Origin of the sequence: Actinocatenispora thailandica, assembly GCF_016865425.1 — a bacterium.
Classification (GTDB): domain Bacteria; phylum Actinomycetota; class Actinomycetes; order Mycobacteriales; family Micromonosporaceae; genus Actinocatenispora; species Actinocatenispora thailandica.
Genome location: NZ_AP023355.1, coordinates 3,256,828 through 3,283,826 on the forward strand (window position 1 = coordinate 3,256,828; position 26,999 = coordinate 3,283,826).

Sequence of the window (26,999 nt, forward strand, 5' to 3'; positions counted from 1 at the left end):
CACGACAGCCGCCGAGGCGCCGCGGTTGTCGTACCGGCATGGCAGGCTGGCACGGGTGAGCCGACCGCTGCTGCTCGTCGACGCCGCGAGCCTGTACTTCCGCGCCTTCCACGGCATCCCCGCCTCGATCACCGCCCCCGACGGCACCCCCGTCAACGCGGTCCGCGGCTTTCTCGACATGCTCGCCCAGCTGATCCGCGCCCGCCGGCCGGACCGGATGGTCTGCTGCCTGGACGCCGACTGGCGGCCGGACTGGCGGGTGGCGCTGATCGGGTCGTACAAGGCGCACCGGGTCGCCGCCGACGGTGGCGAGGCGGTGCCGGAGGCGCTGAGCCCGCAGGTGCCGATCATCCTGGACGCGCTGCGCGCCGTCGGCATCGGCACCCTCGGCGCGCCGGGCTGCGAGGCCGACGACATCATCGGCGCCCTGGCCGCCCGCGAGCCGGGCCCGGTGGAGGTCGCCACCGGCGACCGCGACCTGTTCCAGGTCATCGACGACGACCGGCAGGTGCGGGTGCTCTACTGCGGTCGCGGGGTGGCCAAGCTGGAGGTCTACGACGACACCACGCTGCACGCCCGCTACGGCGTGCACGCCCGGCAGTACGTCGACTTCGCGGTGCTGCGCGGCGACCCGTCCGACGGGTTGCCCGGCGTCGCCGGCATCGGCGACAAGACCGCCGCCGGCCTGCTCGGCCGGTACCAGACGCTCGACGCGCTGCTCGCCGCGGTCGACGCCGCCGACCCGGCGGTCCGGCCGGCGCAGGGCCGCAAGCTCGCCGCCGCCCGCGACTACCTCGCGGTGGCACCCCGGGTGGTCACCGCCGGCGCCGAGGCACCGGTGCCGGCCGTCGACACGGCGCTGCCGGCCGCCCCGGTCGACGAGCAGCAGCTGCTGGCGCTGGCCGAGCGGTGGAACCTGGCGAGCCCGCTGACCCGGCTCACCGACGCGCTGGCCGAGACCGCCGGCTAGACACCGCCTCGGTCGGCGCACAGCACCAGCGGACCGGTGCGGGCCCGGTAGTCGTCGATGTCGAGGCTGGTCTGGGCGGCACAGCCGAGCCGGGTGCACTCGCACGCGAACGGGCCGCGCAGCGGCGTCGTCGTGCCGGTCCAGGCGCGGTGTGCGGTGAGGTTCGCCAGCACCGCGGCGTTCTCGGCCCGCCGCAACCGCTGCCGGGCGGCACCGTCGGCCGCGCCGGCCCGAGACACACCGTCGGGCGCGCCGACCCGAGACACACCGCCGGCAGCACCGGCCCGAGGCACACCGTCGGCGTTCCGATCCGGTGGGGGCGGGGTGGCGCGCAGGCCGAGTCGCCCGGCGACCACGTCGGCGAGCCGGTCCCAGTCGGTGTCGACGTCCACGTCGACGAGGTACCCGCCGATCGCCCCGACCTGCCGGCGCAGGTGTTCGGCGAGCAGCACGTCCCGGTCGATCAGCGTGCCGAGTACCCGGTCCAGCGTCGCCTGGTCGGCCAGGCCGGCGAAGCGACGCTGCCGCCGGGACCGGTGCACCTGCCGGGGCGTCGGGAGCAGCCACATCGCGGCGCCGCCGGACGCGGCGACCTGCGCCGGCAGCAACTGCGGCCCCTCGACCAGGGTCAGCGTCCGGTCCGGCAACGCGGCGAGGTCGTCGGCGACCATCGTGAACTGCTCGGCGGCGTAGCCGAGGAAGCGCACCAGCTGGTCGTCGACCGAGCCGGACAGCCAGCGCGCGGCGAAGTCCAGGCCGGCGGCGGCGCGCATCACCGGCCAACCAGGCTCGGTCGTGGCTCGCCGCTGGTGCGCGTAGCTGTACGCGTCGACCGGCCACAACCGCAGGTCGTACCGGTACGCCAGGCGCCTTGCCAGGGTGCTCTTGCCCGCCCCGCAGCCGCCGCCCAGCCACACCACGTCCGCCATCGCATCCCCCTCGCGCATCGGTACGGCCAGTGTGGCGGGGCCGGCGGGCGCAAAGATCGGCCGCGCCGGCGATGCGCTCGGCGGTGTGCCGCACGTACGCTTCGGGAAGAAGGTCCGGCGCGGCACGGGCCGCCACGCGGCGGTTGCTGTCGCGTCCCGGTCCGGGCGGTGACGGGACCGGCGTGAACAGGGGTCGGCACCGGTCACGGACTCGACCGGTGCCCCGCTCGCCGGTAGTGCTCCCGCCAGATCAGCCGGTACACCGGAATCCAGCGCGGGATCGAGCGGAGCCCGGGGATGAACGGCACCAGCAGCAGCGCCAGGGTCAGCACCGCCATCAGCGCCCAGACCCACGCGTCGGCGTTGTCCGAGCTGGAGAACGGCGGAATCTGGTACCAGAACGTGTACAGCCACAGCCAGGCCTGGCCGGGATAGTCGCCGGTCTCGTTCATCATCCCCCACTGGTCGCCCGACAGGTGTTCGCGGTCGGCACGGTCGGCCAGGTAGGAGCCGTCGGACAGGAACAGCAACGGTTTCGTGTAATCGGTCTGGTAGAAGCGGGCACCGCCCTCGCTGAGCAGCGCGCCGTCCAGCCCGCCGTTGCGGGCCAGCATCAGCAGCCGGGACAACAACACCGGGACCGGGCCGTACGGCCCGGGTGCGACTCGGCGGGGTGCGCCGCCGGGAGCCTTCGCCAGCGCCGCCGCATACCGGGTGGCCCATGCCTGCCGTTGGCTCAGCGGCGCGGCCCGGTACCGGGCAAGTGCCACCCGCAGGCCTGGGTCACCAGAGGTCGCGGACTGCAGCGGGGTGAGTACGAAGTCGGTGGCGGTGTCGATCGGATGCCGCACCCCGGCCCAGCGTTGCAGCGCGAGTGGCCCGATGGTCTGCCCCGCTCCGGGGGAATCCGTGTAGGGCGGGCCGTAGGTGGCGGTCGCGCTGGTGCCGTCCAGTTCGGCGACCGCGGTCGCGACGAAGTCGGCGGGGTCGGCCCGTGCCCAGCCCGACAACGTGATCGGTTTCTCGTCGGGTGAGGAGAGCACCGCCGACAGCGCCAGCGTGAGCACCACGACCACGGCGAACGCGACCACGAACTCCTTGACCAGATCGTAGCGTCGGTATCGGGTGGGCTCAGTCATCGTCGCTCCCGTTCGGGGAGCGATCGGCGTCGGCGGGACGAGGCGTGCTCGGCCGGCGACCGCGCGCGTCGGGCAGCGGCTCGACGACGCCACGGATCCGCACCAGCAGGATGTGCAGGGCCGCCAGTACCGCGAGGATCGCGGGCAGCAGCACGATGTGCCACATCAGCATCTGGCCGAAGTCCGTGACGTTGAAGAAGGCTCCGACCCCGACCGAGTTCAACCCGTCCTTGGCCTGGGTGGATATCCATTGCGAGTCGAAGTTCTGCTGGGTCAGGTAACCGGTGAACGCGGTCCCGATCGAGCCGACGAACGCCAACACACCGGTGATCCAGGTCAGGGCGCGCCGGCCCCGCCAAGCGGCCATGAAGAACTTGCCCCACAGGTGGATCACCATGAACGCGAAGAACAGCTCCACGCTCCACAGATGCGTGCTGTTGACGAAGTGCCCGGTCGCCGAGTAGTGCCACCATGCCGGTCCCTTGAGCGCCAGCACGCCACCGGACAGCAGAGCCACGATCAGCGCAGACAGCGTCAACACGCCGAACACGTAGATCCACGAGGTCACGTACGCCGGCTGCTTGTCCGGCAGCAGCCGGTCGGGTGGCAGCAGCCGCGTCAACCCGCGGCGTAGCGTGCCGGTCCAGCCCGGCCGGGAGCCAACCGGCGCCGCCGGGCCCCGGTCACTCGCCTCGCTCATCGTCCCGGCCCTTCGGGAACGGAAGTAGCAACGCCGCGACGAACAGCGCCACCATCAGCAGAATCACGATGAGGTTCGCCCAGGAGATCTGGATGACACCCCAGTGCACGTAGTGGCCGAGGTGGTTCAGGTCGATGGGCGCGGCGTCGATCGATGCCATGACCACTGCCCCCGCAGCTGGTCCCTGCGCATGTCGGCCGTCACGTTACGCGGCGTTGGTGGTCGACGCAGGGGCTTCGTCGGAAACATCGACAAGATCCGGACCGTCGGCCACCTGGCCGGTCGGGTCCGCAGCGTGCCCGGCGGTAATGCCCAGTTGCCGCGGTCGTACGGTACGTGGCGTCCCGGCGCCATGATGGCGCTGCCAGCGCACCCGAGGAGTGACCCATGTCGGATCCCACGGCCGACCGGCAACATCCATTGGCGCTGTTCGGCGTGGAGGAGCTGATCACCGACGAGGAACGACGCATCCGGGACACCGTCCGCGCGTTCGTCGCCGACCGGATCCGGCCGCACCTCGCCGACTGGTACGAGGCGGGTCACGTGCCGGCCCGTGAGCTCGCCGCCGAACTGGGCAGGCTCGGGGTGCTTGGCATGCATCTGACCGGGTACGGCTGTGCCGGCACCGGCGCCGTCAGCTACGGCCTGGCGTGCGCCGAGCTGGAGGCGGCCGACTCGGGCCTGCGCAGCCTGGTGTCGGTGCAGGGGTCGCTCGCCATGTACGCGATCCACGCGTTCGGTTCGGAGGCGCAGAAGCAGCGCTGGCTGCCGGAGCTGGCGGCCGGCCGGGCGCTCGGCTGCTTCGGGCTCACCGAGCCCGACTTCGGCTCCAACCCCGCCGGGATGCGTACCCGCGCCCGCCGGGACGGCACCGACTGGGTGCTGTCCGGCAGCAAGATGTGGATCACCAACGGTACGGTCGCCGACGTCGCGGTGGTCTGGGCCCGCACCGACGACGGGGTGCGCGGGTTCCTCGTCGAGGCCGGCACGCCCGGGTTCACCAGTACCGAGATCACCCGCAAGCTGTCGCTGCGCGCCTCGGTGACCGCCGAGCTGGCCTTCGACGAGGTACGGCTGCCGGCCGAGGCGATGCTGCCGGACGCGCGCGGCCTGCGCGCCCCGCTCAGCTGCCTGGACGAGGCGCGGTTCGGCATCGTCTTCGGCGCCACCGGCGCCGCCCGCGACTGCCTGGAGACCACCATCGAGTGGGCGATCGACCGGCAGGCCTTCGACCGGCCGGTCGCTGGTTTCCAGCTCACCCAGCAGAAGCTGGTGGACATGACGCTGGAGCTCGGCAAGGCGACGCTGCTGGCACTGCACCTGGGCCGGCGCAAGGACGCCGGCACGCTGCGCAGCGAGCAGATCAGCCTGGGCAAGCTGAACAACGTGCGGGAGGCGATCGGGATCGCCCGGGAGTGCCGCACGATCCTCGCCGCGGCCGGCATCACGCTGGACTTCGCACCGCTGCGACACGCCAACAACCTGGAGTCGGTGCTGACCTACGAGGGCACCAGCGAGGTGCACACGCTGGTGCTCGGCCAGGCGCTCACCGGCGTGCCCGCGTTCCGCTGACCGGCTGCCGCCGGGGCGCTGCCGGCAGGTCGGTGCGAGGCGCTGCCGGCGGTCAGTGCCCGCGGGCGGCCCGCCAGGCTGCGCTGTCGGCGAACCAGGTGTCGAACCGCTCCTGCGCGTCGAGCAGTTCCTGCCGGTCGGCCTGCCCGGTCGCGACCCGCGCCAGCAGCCGGAAGTACTCGAAGCGTTCGACGCCGGGCGCGATCACGATCAGCAGGTCGGCCGGCTCGCCCGGGGCGGCGGCGAACGCGTGCAGCTGGCCGGCCGGTACGAGCGCGACGTCGCCCTCGCTTGCGGTCAGCACCTGGTCGCCGGCGAGCAGTTGGGCGGTGCCGGACAGCACGTAGAACAGTTCGACCGAGCCGCGGTGGTGGTGCGGGGCGGCCCCGTCCGCGCCACGGCCCAGCGTGACCCGCTGGGTGCTCAGCGCCCCGTCCGCGGCGTGCGCGTCGACGAGGAGCCGGACCATGGTCGGTGGTGCGCCGACCGCCTCGGCCTCCGCGGCCCGCACCAGCACGGCACCGTTCTCCCCCGGTGGCAACAACGACATGGCGACCTCCCAAGAATGTTCGCCACCGGATAGTACGGCCTCAAACTATCTTGCGTCGAATAGACTCGGCCACGTGAACGCCACCCCCGACATGCCCCGGCCCGGCAGGAACGAGGGTGCCGGAACCGGGCCTGCCGGAACCGGGCCTGCCAGGAACGAGGGTGACGGCGCGGACGAGGTGGATCGCATCGTCGACCAGTGGCGCCGCGAGCGGCCGGATCTGGACGTGCGCGCGATGGGGACGCTGAGCCGGTTCGCCCGGCTGTGGCTGCTCGGCAGCCGAGCGGTCGAGGACGTGCTCGCCCGGTACGGCCTGCGCCAGGGCGAGTTCGACGTGCTCGCGGCGCTGCGCCGGTCCGGCGGACCCTGCGCGCTGTCGCCGTCCGCGCTGTCGGACACGCTGATGCTCTCCCGGGCCGGAATGACCAACCGCATCGACCGGCTGGCGGCCGCCGGGCTGGTCCGGCGCGAGCCGGATCCGGCCGACCGGCGCAGCTTCCGGGTCGCCCTGACCGGGGCCGGCCGCGACACGATCGACGCGGCGGTCACCGAACACACCGCCAACGAGTCCCGCCTGCTCGCGCCGCTCTCCCGGTCCGAGCAGGACACCCTGGACCTCCTGTTACGGCGGCTGCTCGCGTCGTTCGCCACCGGCGGGCACCGCCGGACGTAGCGGGGCGCTAGCCGTCGCGAGTTCGTGACGGTGGGCATTCGTCGCCGGGAATGCGTTATTGGGGTTGCTTCGTCCCTCATCAGTGACCTGCGCCACGCTCCGCCATGTTTCCTAGGTAACTGGGCCGAGATCGTCACGGCGCGCAAGATCGTCCCCGGTGCAGGTCGAGCGACCGCGCACCGCCCCGGCGCGGTCGGCGCCGACGCCCGGCCGAACCGCCGGCTAGATCACGGTGAGGCCACGGCGCACGGCACGCCGCGCCACAGCGTTCCAATCCCCCTGTTCGCCATTACTATCGGTGCCGTGTTGGGGCTTCCGAACGGCGTGCGCGCCTGTCTGTTCGATCTTGACGGTGTGCTCACCCGTACCGCTGTCGTGCACGCCGAGGCGTGGCGGCGGATGTTCGACGGGTACCTCGCGGAGCGTGCCCGCCGGGAGCACGCCACCGCGCAGCCCTTCACTCAGAGCGACTACGACCGGTACGTCGACGGGAAGCCACGGCAGGACGGGACCCGTTCGTTCCTGGCTTCTCGCGGCATCACGCTGCCGGAAGGGTCGCCGGACGACCCGCCCACCGCCGAGACCGTGCGCGGCCTGGGAAACCGCAAGAACGAACTGGTGCTGCGGCTGATCCACGACGAGGGCGTGGACGCCTACCCGGGCTCGGTGCGGTACGTGCACGCCGCGCGCCGGGCCGGCCTGCGCCGCGCCGTGGTGTCCTCCAGCGCGAACTGCCGGCAGGTGCTGGCGGCGGCCGGCATCCAGGACCTGTTCGAGGAGATCGTGGACGGGGTCGTCGCCGCGCGCGACGGCCTGGCCGGCAAGCCGGCCCCGGACACCTTCCTCGCCGCGGCCCGCACGCTGGGTGTCACGCCCGGCGAGGCGGCCGTGTTCGAGGACGCGCTGTCCGGTGTCGCGGCCGGCCACGCCGGCCACTTCGGGCTGGTGGTCGGGGTCGACCGGGTCGGCCAGGCGGACGCGTTGCGCGAGCACGGCGCCGACGTGGTCGTCGACGATCTCGCCGAGCTGATCGATGCCGACATTCCCGAGGCAGAGCCGCATACCGCGCGGCACTGACCCGGACCGCAGCAGCCGGGCGCCGTCGGCGAACCGGTGACACCGGGCCGGCTCGGCCACCGGACAACCACACCATCACCCATGCTTGCCCCAACGGCGTCAGTCGAATGGCGCCGGTGCCGGCGTACAGCACAAGCAATGAAGATCGGGGAACCATGACTACTGGCCGGGCGTTCACCGTGGAGCCCTGGTGCCTGCGCGAACTCAGCCTCGACCTGGACCGGATAGCGCAGTCGGAGTCGGTGTTCGCGCTGTCCAACGGGCACATCGGACTGCGGGCCAACCTGGACGAGGGAGAGCCGCACGGGTTGCCGGGCACCTACCTCAACGGCGTGTTCGAGCTTCGCCCGCTGCCGTACGCGGAGGCCGGGTACGGCTACCCGGAGTCCGGGCAGACGGTCATCAACGTCACCAACGGCAAGCTGATCCGGCTGATGGTCGACGACGAACCGTTCGACCTGCGGTACGGCACCCTGCGCGCGCACGAGCGCAACCTGGACTTCCGGGACGGCGTGTTGCGCCGCGACGTCACCTGGACCTCGCCGGCCGGCCGGACCGTGCAGGTCACCTCGACCCGGCTGGTGTCGTTCACCCAGCGGGCGGTCGCGGCGATCTGCTACGAGGTGGAGCCGGTCGACGGCCCGGCCCGGGTGGTGCTGCAGTCCGAGCTGGTGGCCAACGAGCAGTTGCCGGAGCAGTCCGGTGACCCACGCGCCGCCGCGGTACTGGAGGCGCCGCTGCGCGCCGAACACAACGGCGTGTCCGGCGAGCGGGGTGCGATCCTGATCCACCAGACGGCGCGCTCCGGGCTGCGGGTGGCGGCTGGCATGGACCACCGGATCACGGTGCCCGAAGAGGTCAACCTGCACGTGGCCACCGAGTCGTTCGACGATCTGGCCCGGACCACCGTCGCCACCGTGCTGCGACCCGGGCAGAAGCTGCGCCTGGTCAAGTTCCTCGCCTACGGTTGGTCGTCGTACCGGTCCGTGCCGGCGGTGCGCGACCAGGTCGCCGCGGCGCTGTCCGCGGCCCGGTTCACCGGCTGGAACGGGCTGCTCGCCGAGCAGCGCCGCTACCTCGACGAGTTCTGGCAGGGCGCGTCGGTGGAGGTCGACGGCGACACCGAGATCGAACAGGCGATCCGGTTCGCGCTGTTCCACGTGTTGCAGGCAAGTGCCCGGGCCGAGCAGCGGGCGATCCCGGCGAAGGGGTTGACCGGGCCCGGCTACGACGGGCACTCGTTCTGGGACACCGAGATCTTCGTGCTGCCGGTGTTGACCTACAGCGTGCCGCAGGCGGTCGAACAGGCGTTGCGCTGGCGGTACAACACGTTGCCGATGGCGCGGGACCGGGCTCAACAGCTCGGGTTGGCCGGCGCCGTGTTCCCCTGGCGCACCATCCGCGGCGAGGAGTGTTCCGGCTACTGGCCGGCCGGTACCGCCGCGTTCCACCTCGGCGCCGGCATCGCGCACGCGGTGGTGCGCTACGTGCAGGCCACCGACGATCGCGACTTCGAGCGCGAGGTGGGCCTGGAGCTGCTGGTCGAGACGGCCCGGATGTGGCGCTCGCTGGGCCACCACGACACGCACGGCCAGTTCCGCATCGACGGGGTGACCGGTCCGGACGAGTACTCGGCGATCGCCGACAACAACGTCTACACCAACCTGATGGCGCGGCGGAACCTGATCGCGGCGGCCGACGTGGCCGAGAAGTACCCGGGTGAGGCCGGCGCGCTGGACGTCAGCGTCGAGGAGATGGCGTCCTGGCGGGACGCGGCGAAGGCGATGACCATCCCGTACGACGAGACGCTCGGGGTGCACCCGCAGTCGGAGGGGTTCACCAGCCACGAGCACTGGGACTTCGCCGCGACCGGCAGCCGGTACCCGCTGCTGCTGCACTTCCCGTACTTCGACATCTACCGCAAGCAGGTGGTCAAGCAGGCCGACCTGGTGCTGGCGATGCAGACCTGCGGGGAGGCGTTCACACCGGAGCAGAAGGCCCGCAACTTCGCCTACTACGAGCCGATCACGGTGCGCGACTCGTCCCTGTCGGCGTGCACCCAGGCGGTGGTCGCCGCCGAGTGCGGACATCTGGATCTCGCCCTGGACTACCTGGCCGAGGCGGTCCTGACCGACCTGGACGACCTGCACGCCAACACCAAGGACGGGCTGCACATGGCCTCGCTGGGTGGGGCGTGCCTGGCGCTGGTGGCCGGGTTCGGCGGGTTGCGCGACTCCGACGAGGGGCTGGCGTTCGCGCCGCGGCTGCCCCGGGGGCTGTCCCGGATCGCGTTCCGGATGCTGATCCGCGGTCATCACCTGCGGGTGGAGATGACCGCCGAGACCGCGACCTACTCCCTCGCCGACGGGCCGGCGATCCCGATCAGCCACCACGGTGAGATGTTGATGCTCGCCCCTGGCGAGCCGGTGACCCGGTCGATCCCGCCCGCGCCGAACTGGCCGACGCCGCTGCAGCCGCCGGGCCGGGCTCCGCGCCGCCGGGAGGCCTGAGGCGGATGCCGGACCGCGCCGCGCTGTTCGCCGCGGTGGCCGAGCAGTACGACCAGATCGTGCCGTACTTCGCCGAGTTCGGTCGCCGCACCGTCGAGCTGGCCGCCCCGGCGGCCGGTGCGCGGGTCCTCGACGTGGCCTGCGGGCGCGGCGCGACCGTACTGCCGGCGGCGCGGCGGGTGGGGCCGTCCGGTCGGGTGCTGGGCGTGGACCGGGCGGCACCGATGGTGGCCGCGCTGCGCCGCGACCTCGCCGTACGGCAGGTGGCGAACGTGGCGGTGGCCACCGCCGATGCGGCCGCGCTGCCGGCACCGGCCGGCGGGTTCGACCTGGCGCTGTGCGGTTCGGCGCTGTTCCTGCTGCCGGATCCGGCCGCGGCGGCCGGCGAACTGCACCGGGTGCTGCGGCCCGGCGGGCGGGTCGCGGTGTCGGTGCCGCGGGAGACCGACGGCGGCTGGCCGTTCCTGCGGCCGGCGTTCCTGCGGCACTGGCAGGCGGCCGGGCTGCCCGGCACGCCGTGGCCGACCGGCCGGTTCGACGCGGCGGCGGTACTGTCCGGCGCCGGCTTCGTCGAGACCACCGCGACGGTGGTCGCGGCGAGTATCCGGTTCGGTGACCCGGACACCTGGTGGCGCTGGATCCACACGATGGGCTGGCGGGCCGCGCTGGACCGGCTGCCACCGGCGGCACGCTCGGCGCTGTGGGCGGACCTGGCCGGTCCGCTCGCCGCGCAGGCCGGCCCGGACGGGCTGACCGGCAGGTACGAGATGACCGTGGTGCTCGGCCGCCGGGGCTGAGGCGCGAATCCGGGCGGCACCGCGACCTGGCGGTCTAGCCTGGCGCAACGGGCTGCCAGGCGCCGGCCCGACGGCGCGGGCGGGCGGTACGGGGGAAGCGAGGACCGATCGTGGCGTTCGATCCACTGGCGACGATGCGCACCGAGCACGGCGCGCGGTTCGATCTGTTCGTCTACGGCACGGTGTTCCTGGACATCGTGTTCACCGGGCTGGCGCAGCCGCCGGGCAGCGGTACCGAGGTGTGGGCCGAGGGCATGGGTTCCTGTCCCGGCGGCATCGCGAACCTCGCCATCGCGGCGTCCCGGCTCGGGCTGCGCACCTCCCTCGCCGCCGCGTTCAGCTCCGACGACTACGGCGACTTCTGCTGGCGCACCCTGGCCGAGCAGGAGGGTGTCGACCTGTCACGGTCCCGCCGGTTCGAGGGCTGGCACTCCCCGGTGACGGTGTCGATGGCCTGCCACGGCGACCGGTCCATGGTCACCCACGGCCACGACGCGCCCGTCCCGGCGGCCGAGATCGTCGGCACGCCGCCGCGGTGCGCGGCGATCTTCGTCGACCTGTCCAACGAGGACGGCTTCGGCGACGCCGGTGCGACCGGCTGGGCGGATCAGATGGCGGACGCCGGTGCGCTGGTGTTCGCCGACGTCGGCTGGGACGCGAGCGGCAGCTGGGACCGGCAGGTGCTCGACCGGCTGGCGCGCTGCCACGCGTTCGTGCCCAACGCGACCGAGGCGATGGCCTACACCCGCACCGACAGCGCCCAGGACGCGCTGTGGGCGCTGGCCGACCTGGTACCGCTCGCGGTGGTCACCGACGGTGCGAACGGGGCGCTCGGCATCGACTCCACCACCGGCGAGGAGGCGCGGGTACCGGCGCCCCGGGTGGACGCGCTGGACGCGACCGGTGCCGGCGACGTGTTCGGCGCCGGCATGGTCCTCGGTACGCTGGCGGGCTGGCCGCTGGCCGACCGGCTGGCGTTCGCGGGTGCCTGCTCGGCGCTGTCGGTGCAGCAGTTCGGCGGGTCGCTCGCCGCGCCGGGCTGGGGCGACCTCGCGGACTGGTGGCACGCGGTCCGCGACTGCGGCAGCACGGACGCCTACCACGCGTCGTTGCGCCGGCGGTACGCGTTCTTGGACGGTGTGGTTCCCTCGGCTCCGCCCGGCGCGGTACGCCGCGCCGCCGCCACCATCGCCCGCCAGTCCGACCTGCACTGACGCCGTCAGGCGGCGGCGTCCAGCAGGATCTTGAGTACCTGGTCCGGCGCGTCGCGCAGCAGGTCGTGTTCGCTGTCCAGCTCGTGCACCGTCCAGTCCGGATCGGTACGCAGCCGCCGCCAGGTCGGCTCGAACGGCGACGAGGTGGGCCAGCGTCGCGCGTACGCGTAGTCGCGACGGCGAAACGCGGACAGGTCGCGGGTGAGCCGGATGCGTTGCAGCAGCGAGGCGAGCGGGTGCGGGGTGGCCCGCCGGTCGAAGAACGGCAACGGCGGGACCGCGTAGCCGGTGTCGCCGGCGTCGAGGTACCAGGCGCGCTGCTCGTCGTTGGTCAGCCGCCAGCACGAGTCGCCGTCGTCGGGGACGAACGCGTCCAGGTAGACCAGCGCGTCCACGCACTCCGGCGCCCGGTCCGCGACGCCGCCGACGACCATGCCGCCGTAGCCGTGCCCGACGAGGATCGTCTCGCGCAACTGCTCGGCCGACAGCACCGCCAGCACGTCCTCGACGTGGGTGTCGAGGTTGACGCCGCCGGCCAGCAGGTGCGCCCGCTCCCCCAACCCGGTCAGGGTCGGCGCGAACACCTGATGACCGTACTCGCGCAGCCGGCGGGCCAGCGGGGTGTACCACCAGCCGCCGTGGCAGGCACCGGCGATCAGGACGAACGTCGCCATCGGTCCCCTCCCTAGCCGCTTCCCGAGCCCATCATCGCCCCGCGCCGGGCCGAGCGGGGCCGGGCCGGCGAGCCGTCGCCGTTCGGGTGGTCATGCCGCCCGCGACGGCGACCTCCGCGCCGGTTCCGGCCGGCGGTTCGTCGCGGCCGTCGACCGCCCCGCCGCCGCCCGCGACGGCGTTCTCGGCGCCGGCCCGGGCGGGTGGATCCGGGCCCGGCACACCTCGACCCGCGAGGCATCGCCGTTGATCCAGTCGCGCAGGCCGACCAGGGTCCGCGCGAGCAGCCGGGAGACGTGCATCTGGGACAGCCCGATCGCGGCGCCGATCTCGGCCTGGGTGCGCTGCTCGACGAACCGCATCGCAAGCACCCGGCGTTCCCGTTCCGGCAGGCGCCGCAGCGCCGGCCGCAGCGACACCCGGTCGGGTACCAGCTCGACGCGTTCGTCCGGGCCGCCGAGCAGTTCGGCGAGCTCGACACCGTCGCCCCGGCGGGGTGCGCTCAACGACACCGGGGCGTACGCGCTCGCCGCGGCCAGCGCGCCGGACAGCTCCCGGACCGGTACGCCCAGCTCGGCGGCCAGCGCGGCGGTGCCCGGCTCCCGGCCGGTACGTTGCGCCAGCCGCTCGGCGAGCGTGACCGCCGAGCGCCGCAGCTCCTGCAACCGGCGTGGCACCCGCACGTCCCGGCACTGGTCCCGGAAGTACCGCTTGAGCTCGCCGGAGACGGTGGGCACCGCGTAGCCGAGGAACGGCCCGAGCGCCGGGTCGAACCCGTCCACCGCCTTGATCAGTCCGAGCCGGGCCACCTGGGTCAGGTCGTCGAGCCGCTCGCCGCGGCCGGCGTAGCGCCGGGCGATCCGGTCGGCGACGGGCAGGTAGCCGAGGATCGCCGCGGAGCGGGCCGCGACCCGTCCCGGGTCACCCGCCGGCCGCGACAGCATCGCCCGCAGCTGCGCGTCGGCCTGCCGGAACGACCGGTCGTTCTGGTACGGCACCAGCCATCCACCCCCGGATGTCGTCGGCCATCCGCTGCGGCTGGCGCGGCGCCGCCCGTACCCCGGGATGGCCCCGCAGCCACCGGAGCGGTGGGTGTTTTGTCCCTACCCGGTGTCCTCGGCGCCGAAACGACCCGGTGTCGGGCCGCACCGCGGGTCACCCACCCCGGTTCCGGCGGTCGGATCGCCTCGACGTGGCCCACGCGGTGGCGCAGACTGGGACCGAACGGGTACTGATCCGCCCGAGGGGGCAACGATGTCCATGACCCGTACACCCGACCTGGTCCCCGTGCTGTCCCGCGGCAAGCACCGCAACCCGCGGCGCGGCGCGTGCTTCATGGAGATGGCGTCCTACCTGGCCGGCGAGCGCTGGAGCGATCACCCGGCCTGCACCCACCCGCTGCTCGCGGCCACCGCCCGCCAGGTCAACGACCGGATCAGCGATGCCGGCCGGGCCCGGCTCGCTTCGTTGATCCCCTCGGTGATCGGGCTGACCGGTGAGGACATCCGCATCGACCTGGGCATCGCGCTGCACTGCGCGATCACGGCGCTGCCGGTGGTGGCCGCCGAGCGACAGCGTGGCCTGGCCGTCGCCGTCCTGTCCGCCAACCGGCTCGGCAACGTGCTCGACGACCGCCCCGAGAACCAGCTCGACGAGGCGAGCCGGGCGGTACTGGCCGGGGTGCCGCACGCGTGGCGGTGGGCGCGAAAGTTCAGCCCCGGTTTCTCCCCGTCGACGAAGGCGTTCCGCCGGTACGCCGCGCCGGCGACGGTGACCGGCGCGGTGGACGGCGTGGCCGCCGCCTGCATCGCCGACCCGGACCCGTTGCTCTACCAGCTGCTCGCCGGATCGATCGAGATCACCACCGCGTTCGCCGGCCCGGCACCGGGTCGCCGTCAACGGGTGCCGGCCCGCCGCGCGGTGCGGTTGCCCGGCGCCGGGAGCCGTCGCTGAAGTCCACGCCGGGTGCCGGCCCGCCGCCCGGTGGCCCGTCGGGTGCCGGGACTGCCGCCGACCGGTGCCGGCGTGCTGCCGACCACCGCCGCCTGCCGGGTGCCCGCCGGGGCGGCTGCCCACCCGCCGGGCCGACCGGCGCGGCCGGGCACCTGCCGGTGCGACGGTGGACCGCGGTCAGCCGTTCCAGTCGACCAGCTGGACGATGACGCCGTTGGGGTCGCGCACCTGGAAGGCTCGCTCGCCCCACTCCTCCACCGTCAGCGGCATGGTGATCGGCACGCCTTCGGCGCGCAGCCGGGCGAGTTCGCCGTCCAGGTCGTCGACGGTGAGGGCGAGGATCAGACCGCCCGCGTGCTCGTCGCGCTGATCGGCGGGCAGCGTCGGCAGCCCGCGGCGCAGGAAGATCACGTTCATTCCGACGTCGGACCGGGCCAGCGAGGCGAACCCGTCGGCGGCTTGCTGCTCGGCGAACCCGAAGTGACGGCACAGAAACGCACTGGAAGCGGCGACGTCGTCCACCGTCAACGACACCGCCGATGCGGTCACCTGCATGAACACTCCTCTCGGAAAACTATTTACGTTGTACAGTGTAACCGCCCGGGCGGCACTCTGCGAAGATCGGGCGGTGGCGGAACTCACCGGCGGCGGCGACACGGCGAAGACCCTGCGACTGCTGTGGGGCGAGGTGGCACCGCCACGCCGCGGGCCGCGCCCCGGCCTCGCCGTCGCCGACGTGGTCGCCGCCGCCACCGCGGTCGCCGACTCCGACGGTCTCGCCGCACTCACCATCCGGCGGGTCGCTGAACGCCTCGGCGTCTCCGCGATGACCGTCTACACCTACGTGCCCGGCAAGGCCGAGCTGCTCGACCTGATGGCCGACGCCGCCTACCAGGCGATGGAACGCGCCGACACCGCCGGGCTCGACTGGCGGGAACGGCTCACCGCGGTCGCCACGGAGAACCGGCAGCTGTGCCGCGACCACCCGTGGATGGCGGAGCTGTACACCGCGCGACCGACGCTGGGCCCGGGCCTGATGGCCAAGTACGAGCACGAACTGGCCGCCTTCGACGGGCTCGACCTGCCCGACGTGACCCGCGACGACGCGCTGACCTACCTGCTCGGCTTCGTGTACGCCAACGCCCGCGACGAGCGCGCCGCCACCGCGGCGACCGGTACCGACCAGCAGTGGTGGGAGCAGGCCGGTCCGCTGCTGGCCCGCATCTTCGACCCGACCGCCTACCCGCGCGCGGTACGGGTCGGCGCGGCGGCCGGCGCCGAACGGGGCAGCGCCTACGACCCGGCGCAGGCGTACGAGTTCGGGCTGGCCCGGGTGCTCGACGGGCTCGGTGAGCTGATCGGTCAGGCAGCCGCGTCGCGGCGCCGCCAGTAGGTCAACAATCCGAGCATCACCAGCACGCTGGGTAGATCGGCGAGCGCACCGAACTGGCTGTCGGTGAAGTTGAACAGCTGGGTGACGAACAGGTTCAGGTACAGCGCGGCGAGCAGCAGGCGGTAGGCGGCGGTCCGGTTCCGGCGCCAGCGCAGCGCACCGAGCACGCTCAGGACCGCCTCCGCGGTGCGGGTCAGCGCGCTCGCGAACACGGCTCCGTACTCCTGGCCCAGCAGCGACCGCTCGTCGGCGGCCAGCGCCACGATCGTCTGGACCACGAACACCACGGCCACGATCAGCCGGGTCACGCTCAGCACCCCGATCAGGATCGGCGGCAGGAACCGCCAGTCCGCGATCCGGCGCACCCGCCGCCGCAGCGCGCCGAAGCGGCCCGCGCCGGGGCGCAGCTCGGACCGGGACGGCGCGGCCGCGATCAGGTACCGCACCCCGACCGCCGCCGCATCCTCCCGGCCGGCCACCAGCTGCATCGCTTCGCTGCGCTGCCGGCCGGTCAGCCCGCCGGTCAGCCCGCCGGCGGCGAGCACCGCGGCGGCCGCGGCGTCGGCGGCAGGCCCGCCCCGACGCCGGATGCGTACCTGCATCACCAGCAGCACCAGCGCGGCGAACAGCAGGTACATCACGCCGGCAGCCGGGGCGAAGAAGTAGTCGTTGGTGCGGGTGATGAACTTGCCGACCTCGTCGACGAACAGGCCGAGCCCGACACCGCCCGCGATCGCGGTGACCAACCGGGCGGCCCGGTCGGCGAACAGCAGCGCCACCACCAGCCCGATCAGCATCAGCAGCCCGCCCCACAGGGCGTGTGCGATGTGCAGGCTGCCGCCGCCGACCTGCGGGTAGCCGGTCGCCGCCAGGTAGGCACGGGTCACCAGCACGGTGACGATCCCGGCGAGCACCATCAGCTGCATGTTGCGACCGCCGTCCAGCGCCCGGACCAGGCCGAGCGACCGCAGCGGCCCCTCGTGCCCAGCCAACCGGTCCGCGACGTGCTGTCGGACATCCACTCCCCCTCGGTCACCGATCCCGCCGTACAGGCTATGGGTGGGTGTCCCGTCGGCCGCCGGGCGGTCCGTCCGGGCGAGTCGGTGCCGCCTGGCCGGTGGGCGGAACCGAGCGCCGTGCAGCCCGGACGGTGGGTGGAACCGAGCGCGGTGCCGCCCGGACGGTGGGTGGAACCGGGGTGGCGCCACCCGGGACCCGGGCGCGGCGCCGCCCGGTCAGTCGTCCGCGGGCTCGGTGCGCAGCCGGGTGTTCCAGCGCTGTTCGATGCGGCCGAACCGCCAGGTCAGCAGCGCGACCCCCCAGACGACGACGAACAGCCCGACGATCACGAACCCGACGTAGTTGAGATCCAGGCCGGCGATCCAGGCCAGCGGACCGGACGAGATCGACAGCTTCTCGGCCAGCACCGACAGCAGTTCGATGACACCGATGATCAGCGCGACCGCCACCGACAGCGCGGTGATCGTCAGGTTGTAGTAGACCTTGCGTACCGGCTTGGCGAACGCCCAGCCGTAGGCGAAGTTCATGAACGAGCCGTCGATCGAGTCCAGCAGCGACATGCCGGCCGCGAACAGGATCGGCAGCGTCAGGATCGCGTACCAGGGCAGCGCGAACGCCGCCGCGCCGCCGGCGAGCACCAGCAGCGACACCTCGGTGGCGGTGTCGAAGCCCAGCCCGAACAGCAGGCCGATCGGGTACATGTGCCACGGCTTGCGGACCGCCCGGGTGGCGCCGCCGAGGATCCGGTTGACGAAACCGCGCTTGTCGAGCTGCTCCTCCAGCTCCGCCTCGTCGAAGTGGCCGGAGCGCATCCGGCGGAACACCCTCGCGATGCGGCGCAGGACGGCGAGGTTGAGGACCGCGATGATCACCAGGAACACGCCGGAGACCAGGGTGCCGATCAGGCCGGTGACGGTCTGCAGCGTGGACGAGTCGTTCTCGACCTGGCCGGCGAGGGTGCGCACACCGAAGCCGAGCAGCGCGCACAGCCCGAAGACCACCGAGGAGTGGCCGAGCGAGAACCAGAACCCGACGGACACCGGCCGCTGCCCGTCGCCCATCAGCTTGCGGGTGGTGTTGTCGATGGCGGCGATGTGGTCGGCGTCGAACGCGTGCCGCATGCCCAGCGTGTAGGCGGTGACGCCGAGGCCGATGCCGAAGACCTGGCCGCCGACGCGGTACTGCGCCGGGGCGACCAGGGCAACGAGCAGCCCCCACCCCACCACGTGCAGGGCCAGCACGAACAGTCCCATGCCGAGCAGCCGGCGCCGCTCGCCGGCGGACAGCCGGCGGCGGGCACGGGTCGGCGCTGCGGAAGACAAACCGGTCATGACGCCCTCCGGCCGGTAGCCGGTGCGTCGCGATGAAGTGTCGGCACGTCCAGACCCTAAAGCCACAGTATTGGTTCCTGCAAGACATGTGCAATTAGCCACGCTGGGCAGCCCCCGGCCCGGCGCCCGCGATCCGGCGATCCCGCCGGCGCGACCGCCATCACCGTCGCGTGCCGGACACGTCACCGCCCGCGCTGCTTTCTAGGTAGCTGGGCTTCAGTGTGATGCCGGTTCGGCCGCGAACGGCGCCACGTCCCGGCGACGGCTTCTACGATCGGCAGGCATGAGCCGGACCATGGACGGATGGCGCGTCGAGACACCCGGGCCGATGGCCGACCGGCCGCTGCGACGGGCCGCCCTGGCCGTGCCGACACCGGCCCCCGGTGAGCTGCTCGTCGAGGTGTCGGCGTGCGGGGTGTGCCGGACCGACCTGCACGTGGCGGAGGGCGCCCTGCCGGTGCACCGGCAGGGCGTGGTGCCCGGGCACGAGGTGGTCGGGCGCGTCGTCGCGCTCGGCACCGACGTGACCGGGTGGGCGGTCGGCGACCGGGCCGGCATCGCGTGGCTGCGGCACACCTGCGGCCACTGCCGGTACTGCCTCGCCGGCGCCGAGAACCTCTGCCTGGCGTCGCGGTACACCGGGTGGGACGCCGACGGCGGGTACGCGCAGTACGCCACCGTGCCGGCCGACTACGCCTACCGGCTGCCGGACGGGTACTCCGACGTCGAACTGGCGCCGCTGCTGTGCGCCGGGATCATCGGGTACCGGGCGCTGCTGCGCGCCCAGCTGCCGACCGGCGGCCGGCTCGGCATCTACGGGTTCGGCGCCTCGGCGCACCTGACCGCGCAGCTCGCGATCGCGCAGGGCGCCCGGGTGCACGTACTGACCCGAGCGGCCGCGGCCCGCCAGCTGGCGCTGGAACTCGGTGCCGCGTCCGCCGGGCCGGCCGACGCGGCGCCGCCCGAGCCGCTGGACGCGGCGATCCTGTTCGCGCCGGTCGGCACGCTGGTGCCGGTGGCGCTGGAGGCCCTGGACGCCGGCGGCACGCTGTCGGTGGCCGGCATCCACCTCACCGACGTCCCGCCGCTGAACTACCAGCGGCACCTGTTCCGGGAGCGCACCCTGCGCAGCGTCACCGCCAACACCAGGCAGGACGGCCGCCGGTTCCTCGACCTCGCCGGCCGGCACCACCTGCACGTGACCACCACGCCGTACCCGCTGGCGCAGGCCGACCGCGCGCTCGCGGACCTGGCCGCCGACCGGGTCGAGGGCGCGGCGGTGCTGGTACCCGACGAGCCGCGCCGGGCCGACCCGACCTCCGGGCAGACGCGGTGAGCGCACCGTGGACCGCCCCGTCGAACGGCTGACCGCCGGGCGGCGCACGAGCGCGTACCGATCCGCCACGGCCCGGCGCCGCCTCGCGCACGTCGCCGACCGGCCGGACGGCGGTGAGGCGGACCCCGCCGGCCGCAGCGTGGCGGGCGACACAGGCTCAGCACAGCATCGGCCGGTACTCCCCGCAAGCTCCCAGTCACTCGTCAGCCGGGCCGCAGTGCGCCGACGCACGATCGACCCATGAGTACCGATCCGCGAACCCACCTCGACCCCGAGCCGGACGAGCCGCGGCCGACCGGCACCCAGCACGTCGCCTCCGCGGCGGCCGACCGCAAGCCGGCCGCGCCGCCCACGGCTCCGGCCCCGGCGGCGGGCCCGGTCGCGGCGCCGGCGTCGGCCGCTGGGGCGGCGGGTCCGGCCAGCGGCCAGCATCCGGCGCCGGCCGAGCCGCTCGCCCCCGACCACCGGCCGGTACTGACCGGCACCCCGCTGTGGCCGGCCCGGTACGGCGCCCCCGGCTCGGTGCCACCGCCCGGCTCGGTACCACCGCCGGGCGCGATGCCACCGCTCGGCGGTTGGGGGCCGACGGCGCCGCCGCCTCGGCCGCCCCGGCGGTGGCGGCGCGGCGCGGCGGCCGGCGTCGCGGCGCTGGTGTTGGTGGTGGGCGGCGGCGCGGGCGGCGCGTACGCGGTGCGGGCGCTCACCGGTCCCGAGCCGGCGTCGAGCAGCGTCGCGGCGAGTACCGCGTCCAGCCAGACCTCGGTCGCCGACCTGGTCTCGAACGTGCAGCGCACCGTGGTCGACATCCAGGTCAGCGGCGCGGGCGGCGGCAGCAGCGAGGGCTCCGGGGTGGTGATCCGCTCGGACGGGATGATCCTCACCAACGCGCACGTCCTCGGCACCAGCGGCGGCACGGTGACGGTCACGTTCGCCGACGGCAGTCGGCACAGCGCGACCGTGATCGGCACCGACACCACCCACGACCTCGCGGTCGTGCAGGTCTCCACCGGCTCCGCGCTACCGGTGGCCACGTTCGCCAACTCGTCGTCGGTGCAGGTCGGCGACACCGTGTATGCGCTGGGCAGCCCGCTGGGGCTCGCCGGCACCGTGACCGAGGGCATCGTCAGCGCGCTGCACCGGTCCATCTCGGCCGGCGAGGGCAACGGCAGCCAGACCACCAGGTACACGAACATGATCCAGACCGACGCGGCCCTCAACTCCGGCAACTCGGGGGGCCCGCTGGTCGACACGACCGGCCGCGTCGTCGGGATCAACACCGCCAACGCCGGCTCGTCCGGCAGCATCGGGGTGGGCTTCGCGATCCCGGCCAGTACCGCCCACGCGGTGGCGAACCAGTTGATCGCGGGGCACTGAGCACCGCCCCGGCAGACCGGTCCCACCCGTACCGGTGCCGTGCGGCACTTTCCGGCGCCGGTACGGGGCAGGATTGAACCATCGACCGCCGCGCATCCGTGCCGTCGGGCGGGAGGTGGTCACGATGGCCGACCGGACCGGCAGGCAGGCCACGACGCGCACCGTCGCCGCGGCGGCGCTGCGCGCGGTGACAGCGGCGGCGGTGCTGCTGTCGGCGGACATCCACCTGCAGATGTGGGCCACCGGCTTCCGCAACGTTCCGGTGATCGGCCCGCTGTTCCTGCTCAACGCGGCCGGCGGACTGGTGCTGGGCATCGCGTTGCTGGTCGGCCGGTATCGGCTGGTCGCCCTCGCCGCCGCCGGGTTCGGCGCGGCGACCCTGGCCGCGTTCACCGTCTCGGCGACGGTCGGGCTGTTCGGCGTACAGGAGAGCCTGGCCGGCGTGCCGCAGCGGTTGTCGGTGGCCGCCGAGGCGGTCGCGGTCGTCGGCGGGCTGGCACTGGCCGCGCTGCCGGCCCGGGCCACCCGGACCGAGGCCGACGGCGGTCGGTCCGGCTCGACGAGCCCGCCGGCCAGGCACCGCGGATGGACCGGGCACGGCTGGAGGAACGGTGCCCGCCTCGGCCGATGACGAGTTGCTGCGGTCGCTGTACGACGAGCACGCCGGCCCGCTGTACGGGTACGTGCTGAGCCTGACCGGCGACCGGGGCTGGGCGCAGGACATCGTCCAGGAGGTCCTGTTGCGGGCCTGGCAGCACCCGCCCGCCGCGGACGGCCGCCCAGTGCGGGGCTGGCTGTACACCGTCGCCCGGCACCTGGTGATCGACCAGTGGCGGGCCCGGAAGGTGCGTCCCGAGGTGTCGTTCGCCGAGCCGCCGGAGCGCGGCGTGGCCGACGGTACCGACGAGGCGATGCAGTCCTGGCTGGTCGCGGAGGCGCTGCAGCGGTTGTCCCCGGCGCACCGGGAGGTGCTGGTGGAGTGCTACTACCAGGGGCGGTCGGTGCCGGACGCGGCGCAGCGCATCGGGGTGCCGGCCGGCACGGTCAAGTCCCGGCTGCACTACGCGCTGCGGGCGCTGCGGCTCGCGCTGCAGGAGATGGGGGTGGTCTGAGATGACGGGTCCGTTCGACAGCGGGCCGTTCGACGGTGGCCTCCGCGGCGACGACGCGGACGCCGACATCCACCACGACGATGCCGCCTACGTGCTCGGGGCGCTCTCCCCCGCCGATCGGCACCGGTACGAGCAGCACCTTGCCGGCTGTGCCCGGTGCCGGGAGTCGGTGCAGGCGTTCGCCGGCCTGCCCGGCCTGCTGTCCCGGGTACCGGTGGAGCAGGTCGGCGCCGAACCGGCGGCACCGCCGCCGGAGTTGTCCGGCGACCTGTTCACCGCCGCCCGCCGGGCCCGCTGGCGGCGCCGGGTCATGGTGGTCGCCGGTGGCGCGGTCGCCGCCGCGGTCTGCCTGGTGCTCGCGCTGCTGCTGGCCTTCGGCCCCGGCCGCGGGCCCACCGGTGGTCAGGCGCCGCCGGCCCGGGCGATGACCGCGGTGGCACCGGCCCCGGTCACCGCGACCGCGGCGCTGGCCACCCGGCCCTGGGGTACCGACGTGACCGTGCGCTGCCGCTACCACGGCGCGGCGAGCTACCCGGTCGGCTACACGCTGGTGGTGGTCGACACCGGCGGGCACAGCGAGCGGATCTCCAGCTGGTCGGCGGTGCCGGACAAGACGATGGTGCTGACCGGGACCACCGCCACCCGGCCGGACCGGATCCGCGCGATCCAGGTCCGCGCCAGCGACGGCACCCCGGTACTGTCGCTCACCCCCTGAACGATCCGCGGCCCCCGGCCGTGTCCGACAGCGAGTATCCAAGACCGACAGGGGGTAGCACGATGTCCTGGCTTTCGTTGTCCCAGCACCGATCCCGCCGACTCTGGTGGCTGGCACCGGCCGCCGCGGCGCCGCTGATCGCCGCCGGCTGCGGCACCGGGTCCTCGCCCAGCGGTACCTCCTCGACCCCCTCGGCGGGCTCGTCCGCGCCGGTCAGCGCGCGCAGCACTGGGCACGGCACGGTACTGGTCGACTCGTCCGGGCGCGCGCTGTACAGCCCGGCCGGCGAGACCACGAAGCATCTGCAGTGCGCCTCGGCGGCCTGCACCGCGGTGTGGCCGGTGGCCACCGCCGCCGGCTCGGTACCGAGTTCGGTGCCCGGCGCGAGCGGCACCCTGGGCACCGTGCACCGGTCCGACGGCAGCACCCAGCTGACCTACGACGGGCATCCGCTGTACCGGTTCGCGGCCGACCACGGCGCCGGTTCGGTGACCGGCGACGGCGCCCAGGACAGCTTCGGTGGCGCGAAGCTGACCTGGCACGTGATCCGGCTGTCCGGCACCCCCGCCAGCCCGTCACCGAGCAGCGGCGGCGGCAACCCGTACCACTACTGACCCCCGGCGAGGCCCCGGCAGGGTGGGGTGCACGCGCACGCCGCCCTGCCGGCTTCGGCTCACCGGCTCGGCCACAGGGTGACCGCGTCGGGCGGGATCGCCAGGCGTACCGGCGTGGCCGGCTCCGGCGCCGGCCCGGTGCGGGTCGCGGTCAACCGGTCCCCGGTGGGCAGCTCGATCACCGTTTCGGTGAACGCGGCGAGCCGCACCACGTCGACCACCCGGCCGGCCAGGCCGCCCGCCGCGCCAGCACCGTCCATGGTGGACAGCGTGATCTGGTCCGGCCGGACGCACCAGGTGACGTCGGTACCGGCGGGCAGATCGGTGTCGCACACCGCCGCCGCGCCGCAACGCAGCACCCCGCCGGGCCCGACGGTACCGGCGGTCAGGTTGCGGATGCCCAGCAGCCGGGCCGCCCGCGGGTCGCACGGATGCGCGTAGACCTCTTCCTGGCGGCCCTGCTGGCGCACCGTTCCGGCGGACAGCAGCAGCACCTCGTCGGCCAGCAGCGCCGCCTCGTCCGGGTCGTGGGTGACCAGCACGGTGGCCATCCCGGTGTCGCGCTGCAGGGCGCGCAGCTCGTGCCGCAGCTCGTCGCGTACCGGGGTGTCCAGGCCGGCGAACGGCTCGTCGAGCAGCAGCAACCGGGGCCGGCGGGTCAGCGCGCGGGCCAGCGCCACCCGGCGGCGCTGGCCACCGGACAGCTGGTCCGGCCGCCGGTCGGCGAGATCGGCCAGGCCGAGCCGATCCAGCCAGTACGCGGCGACCGCCGGATCGGCACCGACCCCGAACAGCACCTGGCGCCACACCGTCAGCTGCGGCAGCAGCGCCGGATCCTGCGGCAGGTACCCGATCTCGCGGTGTTCCGGGTCCAGACCGGCGAGCCGTTCCGGGCCACCGTCGCCGGTCAGGGTGACCCGGCCGGCCGCCGGGAGCAGCCCGGCCAACGCCCGCAGCGTCATCGACTTGCCGGCGCCGGACGGACCGAGGATCGCCAGGGTGCGGGCGCCGGGCGGGTGCGCGACCGCCAGCCCGAAACCACCCACGGTCGCGGTGAGGTCGAAGCCGATCAGCGGCCCGGGCCGGCCGTTGGGCCGTACCGGTGCGGGCAGCACGGCCTGCCGGCGGCGCCGGGGCAGCCGCAGGTGGTCGGCGGCGACGAGCACCGTCAACGCGGCGAGCAGCGCCACCGCGACCGGCAGGACCGTCGCCGGCAGCCCGGTCGAGCCGAACTGCACGTAGGTGAACACCGGCAGGGTGTACGGGTGGTAGGCAAGGATGACCGTGGCGCCGAACTCGCCGAACGCGCGCAGCCAGGCCAGCAGCAGCCCGGCCCGGATCCCGCCACCGGCCACCGGCAGCGCCACCCGGACGAACCGGGACAGCCGGCCGTGCCCGAGGGTGGCAGCCACGTCGGTCAGCGCCGGATCGACCGCGGCGAACGCCGAGCGCGCCGCCACCACCAGGAACGGCGCGGCGACGAACACCTGCGCGAGCACGATGCCGATCCGGGTGTCGGTGAGCCGGCCACCGGTCAGCGCACCGAGCGGTGCGTACGGCCCGACCAGGTAGACCAGCAGCACCCCGGAGATCAGCGGCGGCAACGCCAGCGGTAGCTGCACCAGTACGCCCAGGGCGGCGGCCACCCGGCCCCGGCGCCGGGCGAGCAGGTAGCCGAGCGGGACGCCCAGGACGCCGATCACCACGGTGGCGATCGTGGCGGTGACCAGCGAGGTGACGAGCGCGGCGCCGACGCCCGGCGCCGCGGCCGCACCGCCCGAGCCGGCCAGCCGCACCGCGAACGCCACGATCGGTACCAGCAGGTACGCCAGCAGCAGGCCGGCCAGCACCGGCAGTACGGGTATCCGGTTCATGCGTCACCGTCCCGCGGCGCGGGGCCGCTAGGAACCTCCCACCGTCGAGCGCAGCGTCGCCGGCACCGCGGACCTGTCGCCGGTCAGCCGCACCCGGTCGGTCGGCCGCAGGCCGTGCTTGCGCAGCAGCGCGACGCCCCGGGCACCCAGCAGGTACTTGACGAACGCCGCCGCGGCGGCCGGCTGCGGCGCCCGGTTGAGCACGGTCACGGTGTACGTCGCGGCCAGCGCCACCGGCGCGAGCGACACCGTCGGCACCTTCGCCTCGGTCGCCTCGGAGCTGTAGAAGAAGCCCGCGTCGAGCTGGCCGGCCTGCAACCGCCCCAGCAGCGTCTCCTCCGGGTACACGCCCGAGTCGCTGCCGGCGAGCTTGCTCAGCCCGACCTTGGCCAGCGCCTGCGCGGTCAGCCGGCCCTTCGGGTCGAGCTTCGGGTCGGTGCGGCCCAGCCGGAACCCGGGCTGGTCGATCACCTGCTGCCACGGCTTGCTCTTCAGCTGCGCGGCGAACCTGCTCTTCGGGTTGTAGCCGAGCACCAGCGGGGCGGTGGCGAACGTGGCGTACCACGACTCCCAGTCGCCGTTCGCGCCGCCGCGCAGCTTGTCGTTGGTGGCGGTGCTCGCGGACACGAACACGTCGCCCCTGGTCACCTTGCCCTTGATCTCGTTGACCAGCGCGTCGGACCCCTTGCCCTGACCCTGGAAGGTGTCCGCGCCGGCGGCCTCGAACCCCGGCTTGACGTCGTGTTCCATCAGGTTGACCAGCGACCCCGCGTACAGCACGGTGACCGTGGCGCCGGAGCCCGGGGCGTCGCTCGTTCCCGACGAGCCACCCGCCCCGGCACCGGAACCGGCCGAGCCACAGCCGGCCAGCAGCGCGACGAGGGCCAGCACCGACGCCGCCAGCGTGACCCGAGTGCGCACCCGACGTGCCATCCCTGTCCTCCCGTCACCCGTCATGCCGTGGCCCGGGCCGGCACCGGCAGTTCGACCACGACCTGGGTGGACTTGACCGACGCGGTGGCGACCGCGCCGACGACCAGGCCCAGCTCGTCGACCGAGTCCCGGGTCATCAGCGACACCACCCGGTGCGGCCCGGCCTGGATCTCCACCTGGGCCATCACCTGGTCGACCCGGACCGCGGTGACGATGCCGGTGAACCGGTTCCGCGCCGACGACCAGGTGCCGCCGGGCTCGTCGGTGGCCAGCGCGCGGGCGAAGCGGGCCAGCTCCACGCCCTCGACCACCCGGTGCCCCTGCTGGTCTCGCCCGGCCGGCAGCCGGCCCGCATCGATCCACCGGCGCAGCGTGTCGGTGCTGACCCCGAGCAGTTGCGCGGCTCGACCCATCCGATAGTTCGCCACGGATCCACCCTACGGGCCGCACGCACGAACGCAAGCCGGTCATCCGGCTGGCAACTGCGACCTGTTCGTCCACATCACGACGCAGCTGCGGTTGCCGGCGCCGCCCCCGGGTT

28 protein-coding genes are annotated in these 26,999 nt (G+C 73.9%); 15 read left to right on the plus strand and 13 right to left on the minus strand.

The annotated features are described in order from the left end of the window. Window positions 1-55: 55 nt before the first annotated feature. A complete protein-coding gene (locus Athai_RS14435; RefSeq protein WP_203961959.1) occupies window positions 56-970 on the plus strand; it encodes a 5'-3' exonuclease in 915 nt (304 codons plus the stop codon). Here the strand turns inward: Athai_RS14435 and Athai_RS14440 are convergent. The 4 genes from Athai_RS14440 to Athai_RS14455 form a co-directional block, all read right to left on the minus strand. Further along, entirely contained in the window at window positions 967-1,917 is a 951-nt protein-coding gene (locus Athai_RS14440; protein WP_203961960.1) for a nucleoside/nucleotide kinase family protein, read from the minus strand. The genes Athai_RS14435 and Athai_RS14440 overlap by 4 nt on opposite strands. A 185-nt stretch (window positions 1,918-2,102) precedes the next feature. Further along, window positions 2,103-3,038: a hypothetical protein gene (locus Athai_RS14445; protein WP_203961961.1), complete on the minus strand. Its 936-nt coding sequence runs from the start codon at window positions 3,036-3,038 to the stop codon at window positions 2,103-2,105. Further along, on the minus strand, window positions 3,031-3,738 hold the full coding sequence (locus Athai_RS14450) for a cytochrome b N-terminal domain-containing protein (RefSeq protein WP_203961962.1): 708 nt from the start codon (window positions 3,736-3,738) through the stop codon (window positions 3,031-3,033). Before Athai_RS14450 ends, Athai_RS14445 begins: the two co-directional genes overlap by 8 nt. Beyond that, a complete protein-coding gene (locus Athai_RS14455) occupies window positions 3,722-3,898 on the minus strand; it encodes a hypothetical protein (RefSeq protein WP_203961963.1) in 177 nt (58 codons plus the stop codon). Before Athai_RS14455 ends, Athai_RS14450 begins: the two co-directional genes overlap by 17 nt. Before the next feature lie 227 nt (window positions 3,899-4,125). Between Athai_RS14455 and Athai_RS14460 the strand changes: the two genes are divergently transcribed. After that, window positions 4,126-5,310 carry an acyl-CoA dehydrogenase family protein gene (locus tag Athai_RS14460; RefSeq protein WP_203961964.1) on the plus strand — a complete coding sequence of 395 codons (1,185 nt, stop codon included), beginning with the start codon at window positions 4,126-4,128 and terminating at the stop codon, window positions 5,308-5,310. 52 nt (window positions 5,311-5,362) lie between these two features. On the opposite strand, the gene Athai_RS14465 is transcribed toward Athai_RS14460, so the two are convergent. Then, window positions 5,363-5,860: a cupin domain-containing protein gene (locus tag Athai_RS14465; protein WP_203961965.1), complete on the minus strand. Its 498-nt coding sequence runs from the start codon at window positions 5,858-5,860 to the stop codon at window positions 5,363-5,365. A 73-nt stretch (window positions 5,861-5,933) separates the two neighbouring features. Between Athai_RS14465 and Athai_RS14470 the strand changes: the two genes are divergently transcribed. The 5 genes from Athai_RS14470 to Athai_RS14490 all read left to right on the plus strand — a co-directional run bounded on the left by Athai_RS14470 (window position 5,934) and on the right by Athai_RS14490 (window position 12,131). Continuing rightward, the gene (locus tag Athai_RS14470; RefSeq protein ID WP_239156936.1) at window positions 5,934-6,533 is read left to right on the plus strand and encodes a MarR family winged helix-turn-helix transcriptional regulator; all 600 of its coding nucleotides are present in this window, start codon (window positions 5,934-5,936) and stop codon (window positions 6,531-6,533) included. Between the two features lie 303 nt (window positions 6,534-6,836). Further along, a complete protein-coding gene (locus tag Athai_RS14475) occupies window positions 6,837-7,610 on the plus strand; it encodes an HAD family hydrolase (RefSeq protein ID WP_203961966.1) in 774 nt (257 codons plus the stop codon). 155 nt (window positions 7,611-7,765) lie between these two features. Then, window positions 7,766-10,120 (plus strand): glycoside hydrolase family 65 protein, encoded by a 2,355-nt coding sequence (locus tag Athai_RS14480; protein WP_203961967.1) that lies wholly within the window; start codon window positions 7,766-7,768, stop codon window positions 10,118-10,120. Between the two features lie 5 nt (window positions 10,121-10,125). Then, window positions 10,126-10,917: a class I SAM-dependent methyltransferase gene (locus Athai_RS14485; protein ID WP_203961968.1), complete on the plus strand. Its 792-nt coding sequence runs from the start codon at window positions 10,126-10,128 to the stop codon at window positions 10,915-10,917. A 110-nt stretch (window positions 10,918-11,027) separates the two neighbouring features. Then, entirely contained in the window at window positions 11,028-12,131 is a 1,104-nt protein-coding gene (locus tag Athai_RS14490; RefSeq protein ID WP_239156937.1) for a PfkB family carbohydrate kinase, read from the plus strand. 5 nt (window positions 12,132-12,136) lie between these two features. Here Athai_RS14490 and Athai_RS14495 read toward each other — a convergent pair whose 3' ends face one another. Together Athai_RS14495 and Athai_RS14500 are read right to left on the minus strand one after the other, a co-directional pair. Continuing rightward, window positions 12,137-12,805: an alpha/beta hydrolase gene (locus tag Athai_RS14495; RefSeq protein WP_203961969.1), complete on the minus strand. Its 669-nt coding sequence runs from the start codon at window positions 12,803-12,805 to the stop codon at window positions 12,137-12,139. Window positions 12,806-12,895: 90 nt separating this feature from the next. Next, entirely contained in the window at window positions 12,896-13,801 is a 906-nt protein-coding gene (locus Athai_RS14500) for a sigma-70 family RNA polymerase sigma factor (protein WP_203961970.1), read from the minus strand. 256 nt (window positions 13,802-14,057) lie between these two features. Here Athai_RS14500 and Athai_RS14505 point away from each other — a divergent pair, with 256 nt between their 5' ends. Then, window positions 14,058-14,756 (plus strand): hypothetical protein, encoded by a 699-nt coding sequence (locus Athai_RS14505; protein WP_203961971.1) that lies wholly within the window; start codon window positions 14,058-14,060, stop codon window positions 14,754-14,756. 177 nt (window positions 14,757-14,933) lie between these two features. Here the strand turns inward: Athai_RS14505 and Athai_RS14510 are convergent, their stop codons facing one another. Next, complete coding sequence (locus Athai_RS14510) at window positions 14,934-15,311, minus strand: VOC family protein (protein ID WP_203961972.1); 378 nt, start codon at window positions 15,309-15,311, stop codon at window positions 14,934-14,936. Between the two features lie 73 nt (window positions 15,312-15,384). Between Athai_RS14510 and Athai_RS14515 the strand changes: the two genes are divergently transcribed. Further along, window positions 15,385-16,149 (plus strand): TetR/AcrR family transcriptional regulator, encoded by a 765-nt coding sequence (locus Athai_RS14515; protein ID WP_239156938.1) that lies wholly within the window; start codon window positions 15,385-15,387, stop codon window positions 16,147-16,149. On the opposite strand, the gene Athai_RS14520 is transcribed toward Athai_RS14515, so the two are convergent. Together Athai_RS14520 and nicT are read right to left on the minus strand one after the other, a co-directional pair. Further along, on the minus strand, window positions 16,119-17,171 hold the full coding sequence (locus Athai_RS14520) for a hypothetical protein (protein WP_203961974.1): 1,053 nt from the start codon (window positions 17,169-17,171) through the stop codon (window positions 16,119-16,121). The genes Athai_RS14515 and Athai_RS14520 overlap by 31 nt on opposite strands. 213 nt (window positions 17,172-17,384) lie before the next feature. Then, window positions 17,385-18,500: a Nickel transporter NicT gene (nicT, locus tag Athai_RS14525; RefSeq protein ID WP_203961975.1), complete on the minus strand. Its 1,116-nt coding sequence runs from the start codon at window positions 18,498-18,500 to the stop codon at window positions 17,385-17,387. Window positions 18,501-18,783: 283 nt separating this feature from the next. On the opposite strand from nicT, the gene Athai_RS14530 reads away from it, so the two are divergent. From Athai_RS14530 to Athai_RS14555, 6 genes are all read left to right on the plus strand, one after another. Continuing rightward, complete coding sequence (locus tag Athai_RS14530; RefSeq protein WP_203961976.1) at window positions 18,784-19,836, plus strand: zinc-binding alcohol dehydrogenase family protein; 1,053 nt, start codon at window positions 18,784-18,786, stop codon at window positions 19,834-19,836. Between the two features lie 240 nt (window positions 19,837-20,076). Then, the gene (locus Athai_RS14535; protein WP_203961977.1) at window positions 20,077-21,210 is read left to right on the plus strand and encodes a S1C family serine protease; all 1,134 of its coding nucleotides are present in this window, start codon (window positions 20,077-20,079) and stop codon (window positions 21,208-21,210) included. A 124-nt stretch (window positions 21,211-21,334) separates the two neighbouring features. After that, window positions 21,335-21,841 (plus strand): hypothetical protein, encoded by a 507-nt coding sequence (locus Athai_RS14540; protein ID WP_203961978.1) that lies wholly within the window; start codon window positions 21,335-21,337, stop codon window positions 21,839-21,841. A gap of 4 nt (window positions 21,842-21,845) precedes the next feature. Then, on the plus strand, window positions 21,846-22,322 hold the full coding sequence (locus tag Athai_RS14545; RefSeq protein WP_338028180.1) for a sigma-70 family RNA polymerase sigma factor: 477 nt from the start codon (window positions 21,846-21,848) through the stop codon (window positions 22,320-22,322). 1 nt (window position 22,323) lies between these two features. Then, window positions 22,324-23,037 carry an anti-sigma factor family protein gene (locus Athai_RS14550; protein ID WP_203961980.1) on the plus strand — a complete coding sequence of 238 codons (714 nt, stop codon included), beginning with the start codon at window positions 22,324-22,326 and terminating at the stop codon, window positions 23,035-23,037. A 62-nt stretch (window positions 23,038-23,099) separates the two neighbouring features. Further along, window positions 23,100-23,651, plus strand: a complete 552-nt coding sequence (locus tag Athai_RS14555; protein ID WP_203961981.1) for a COG4315 family predicted lipoprotein — start codon at window positions 23,100-23,102, stop codon at window positions 23,649-23,651. A gap of 59 nt (window positions 23,652-23,710) precedes the next feature. Here Athai_RS14555 and Athai_RS14560 read toward each other — a convergent pair whose 3' ends face one another. The 3 genes from Athai_RS14560 to Athai_RS14570 are packed head-to-tail and all read right to left on the minus strand — an operon-like array spanning window position 23,711 to window position 26,886. Further along, on the minus strand, window positions 23,711-25,525 hold the full coding sequence (locus Athai_RS14560; protein ID WP_203961982.1) for an ABC transporter ATP-binding protein/permease: 1,815 nt from the start codon (window positions 25,523-25,525) through the stop codon (window positions 23,711-23,713). A 27-nt stretch (window positions 25,526-25,552) separates the two neighbouring features. Continuing rightward, window positions 25,553-26,458, minus strand: coding sequence for a substrate-binding domain-containing protein (locus Athai_RS14565; RefSeq protein ID WP_203961983.1), 906 nt, complete (start codon window positions 26,456-26,458; stop codon window positions 25,553-25,555). A gap of 20 nt (window positions 26,459-26,478) precedes the next feature. Then, window positions 26,479-26,886, minus strand: a complete 408-nt coding sequence (locus Athai_RS14570) for a TOBE domain-containing protein (protein ID WP_203961984.1) — start codon at window positions 26,884-26,886, stop codon at window positions 26,479-26,481. Window positions 26,887-26,999: the final 113 nt, after the last annotated feature.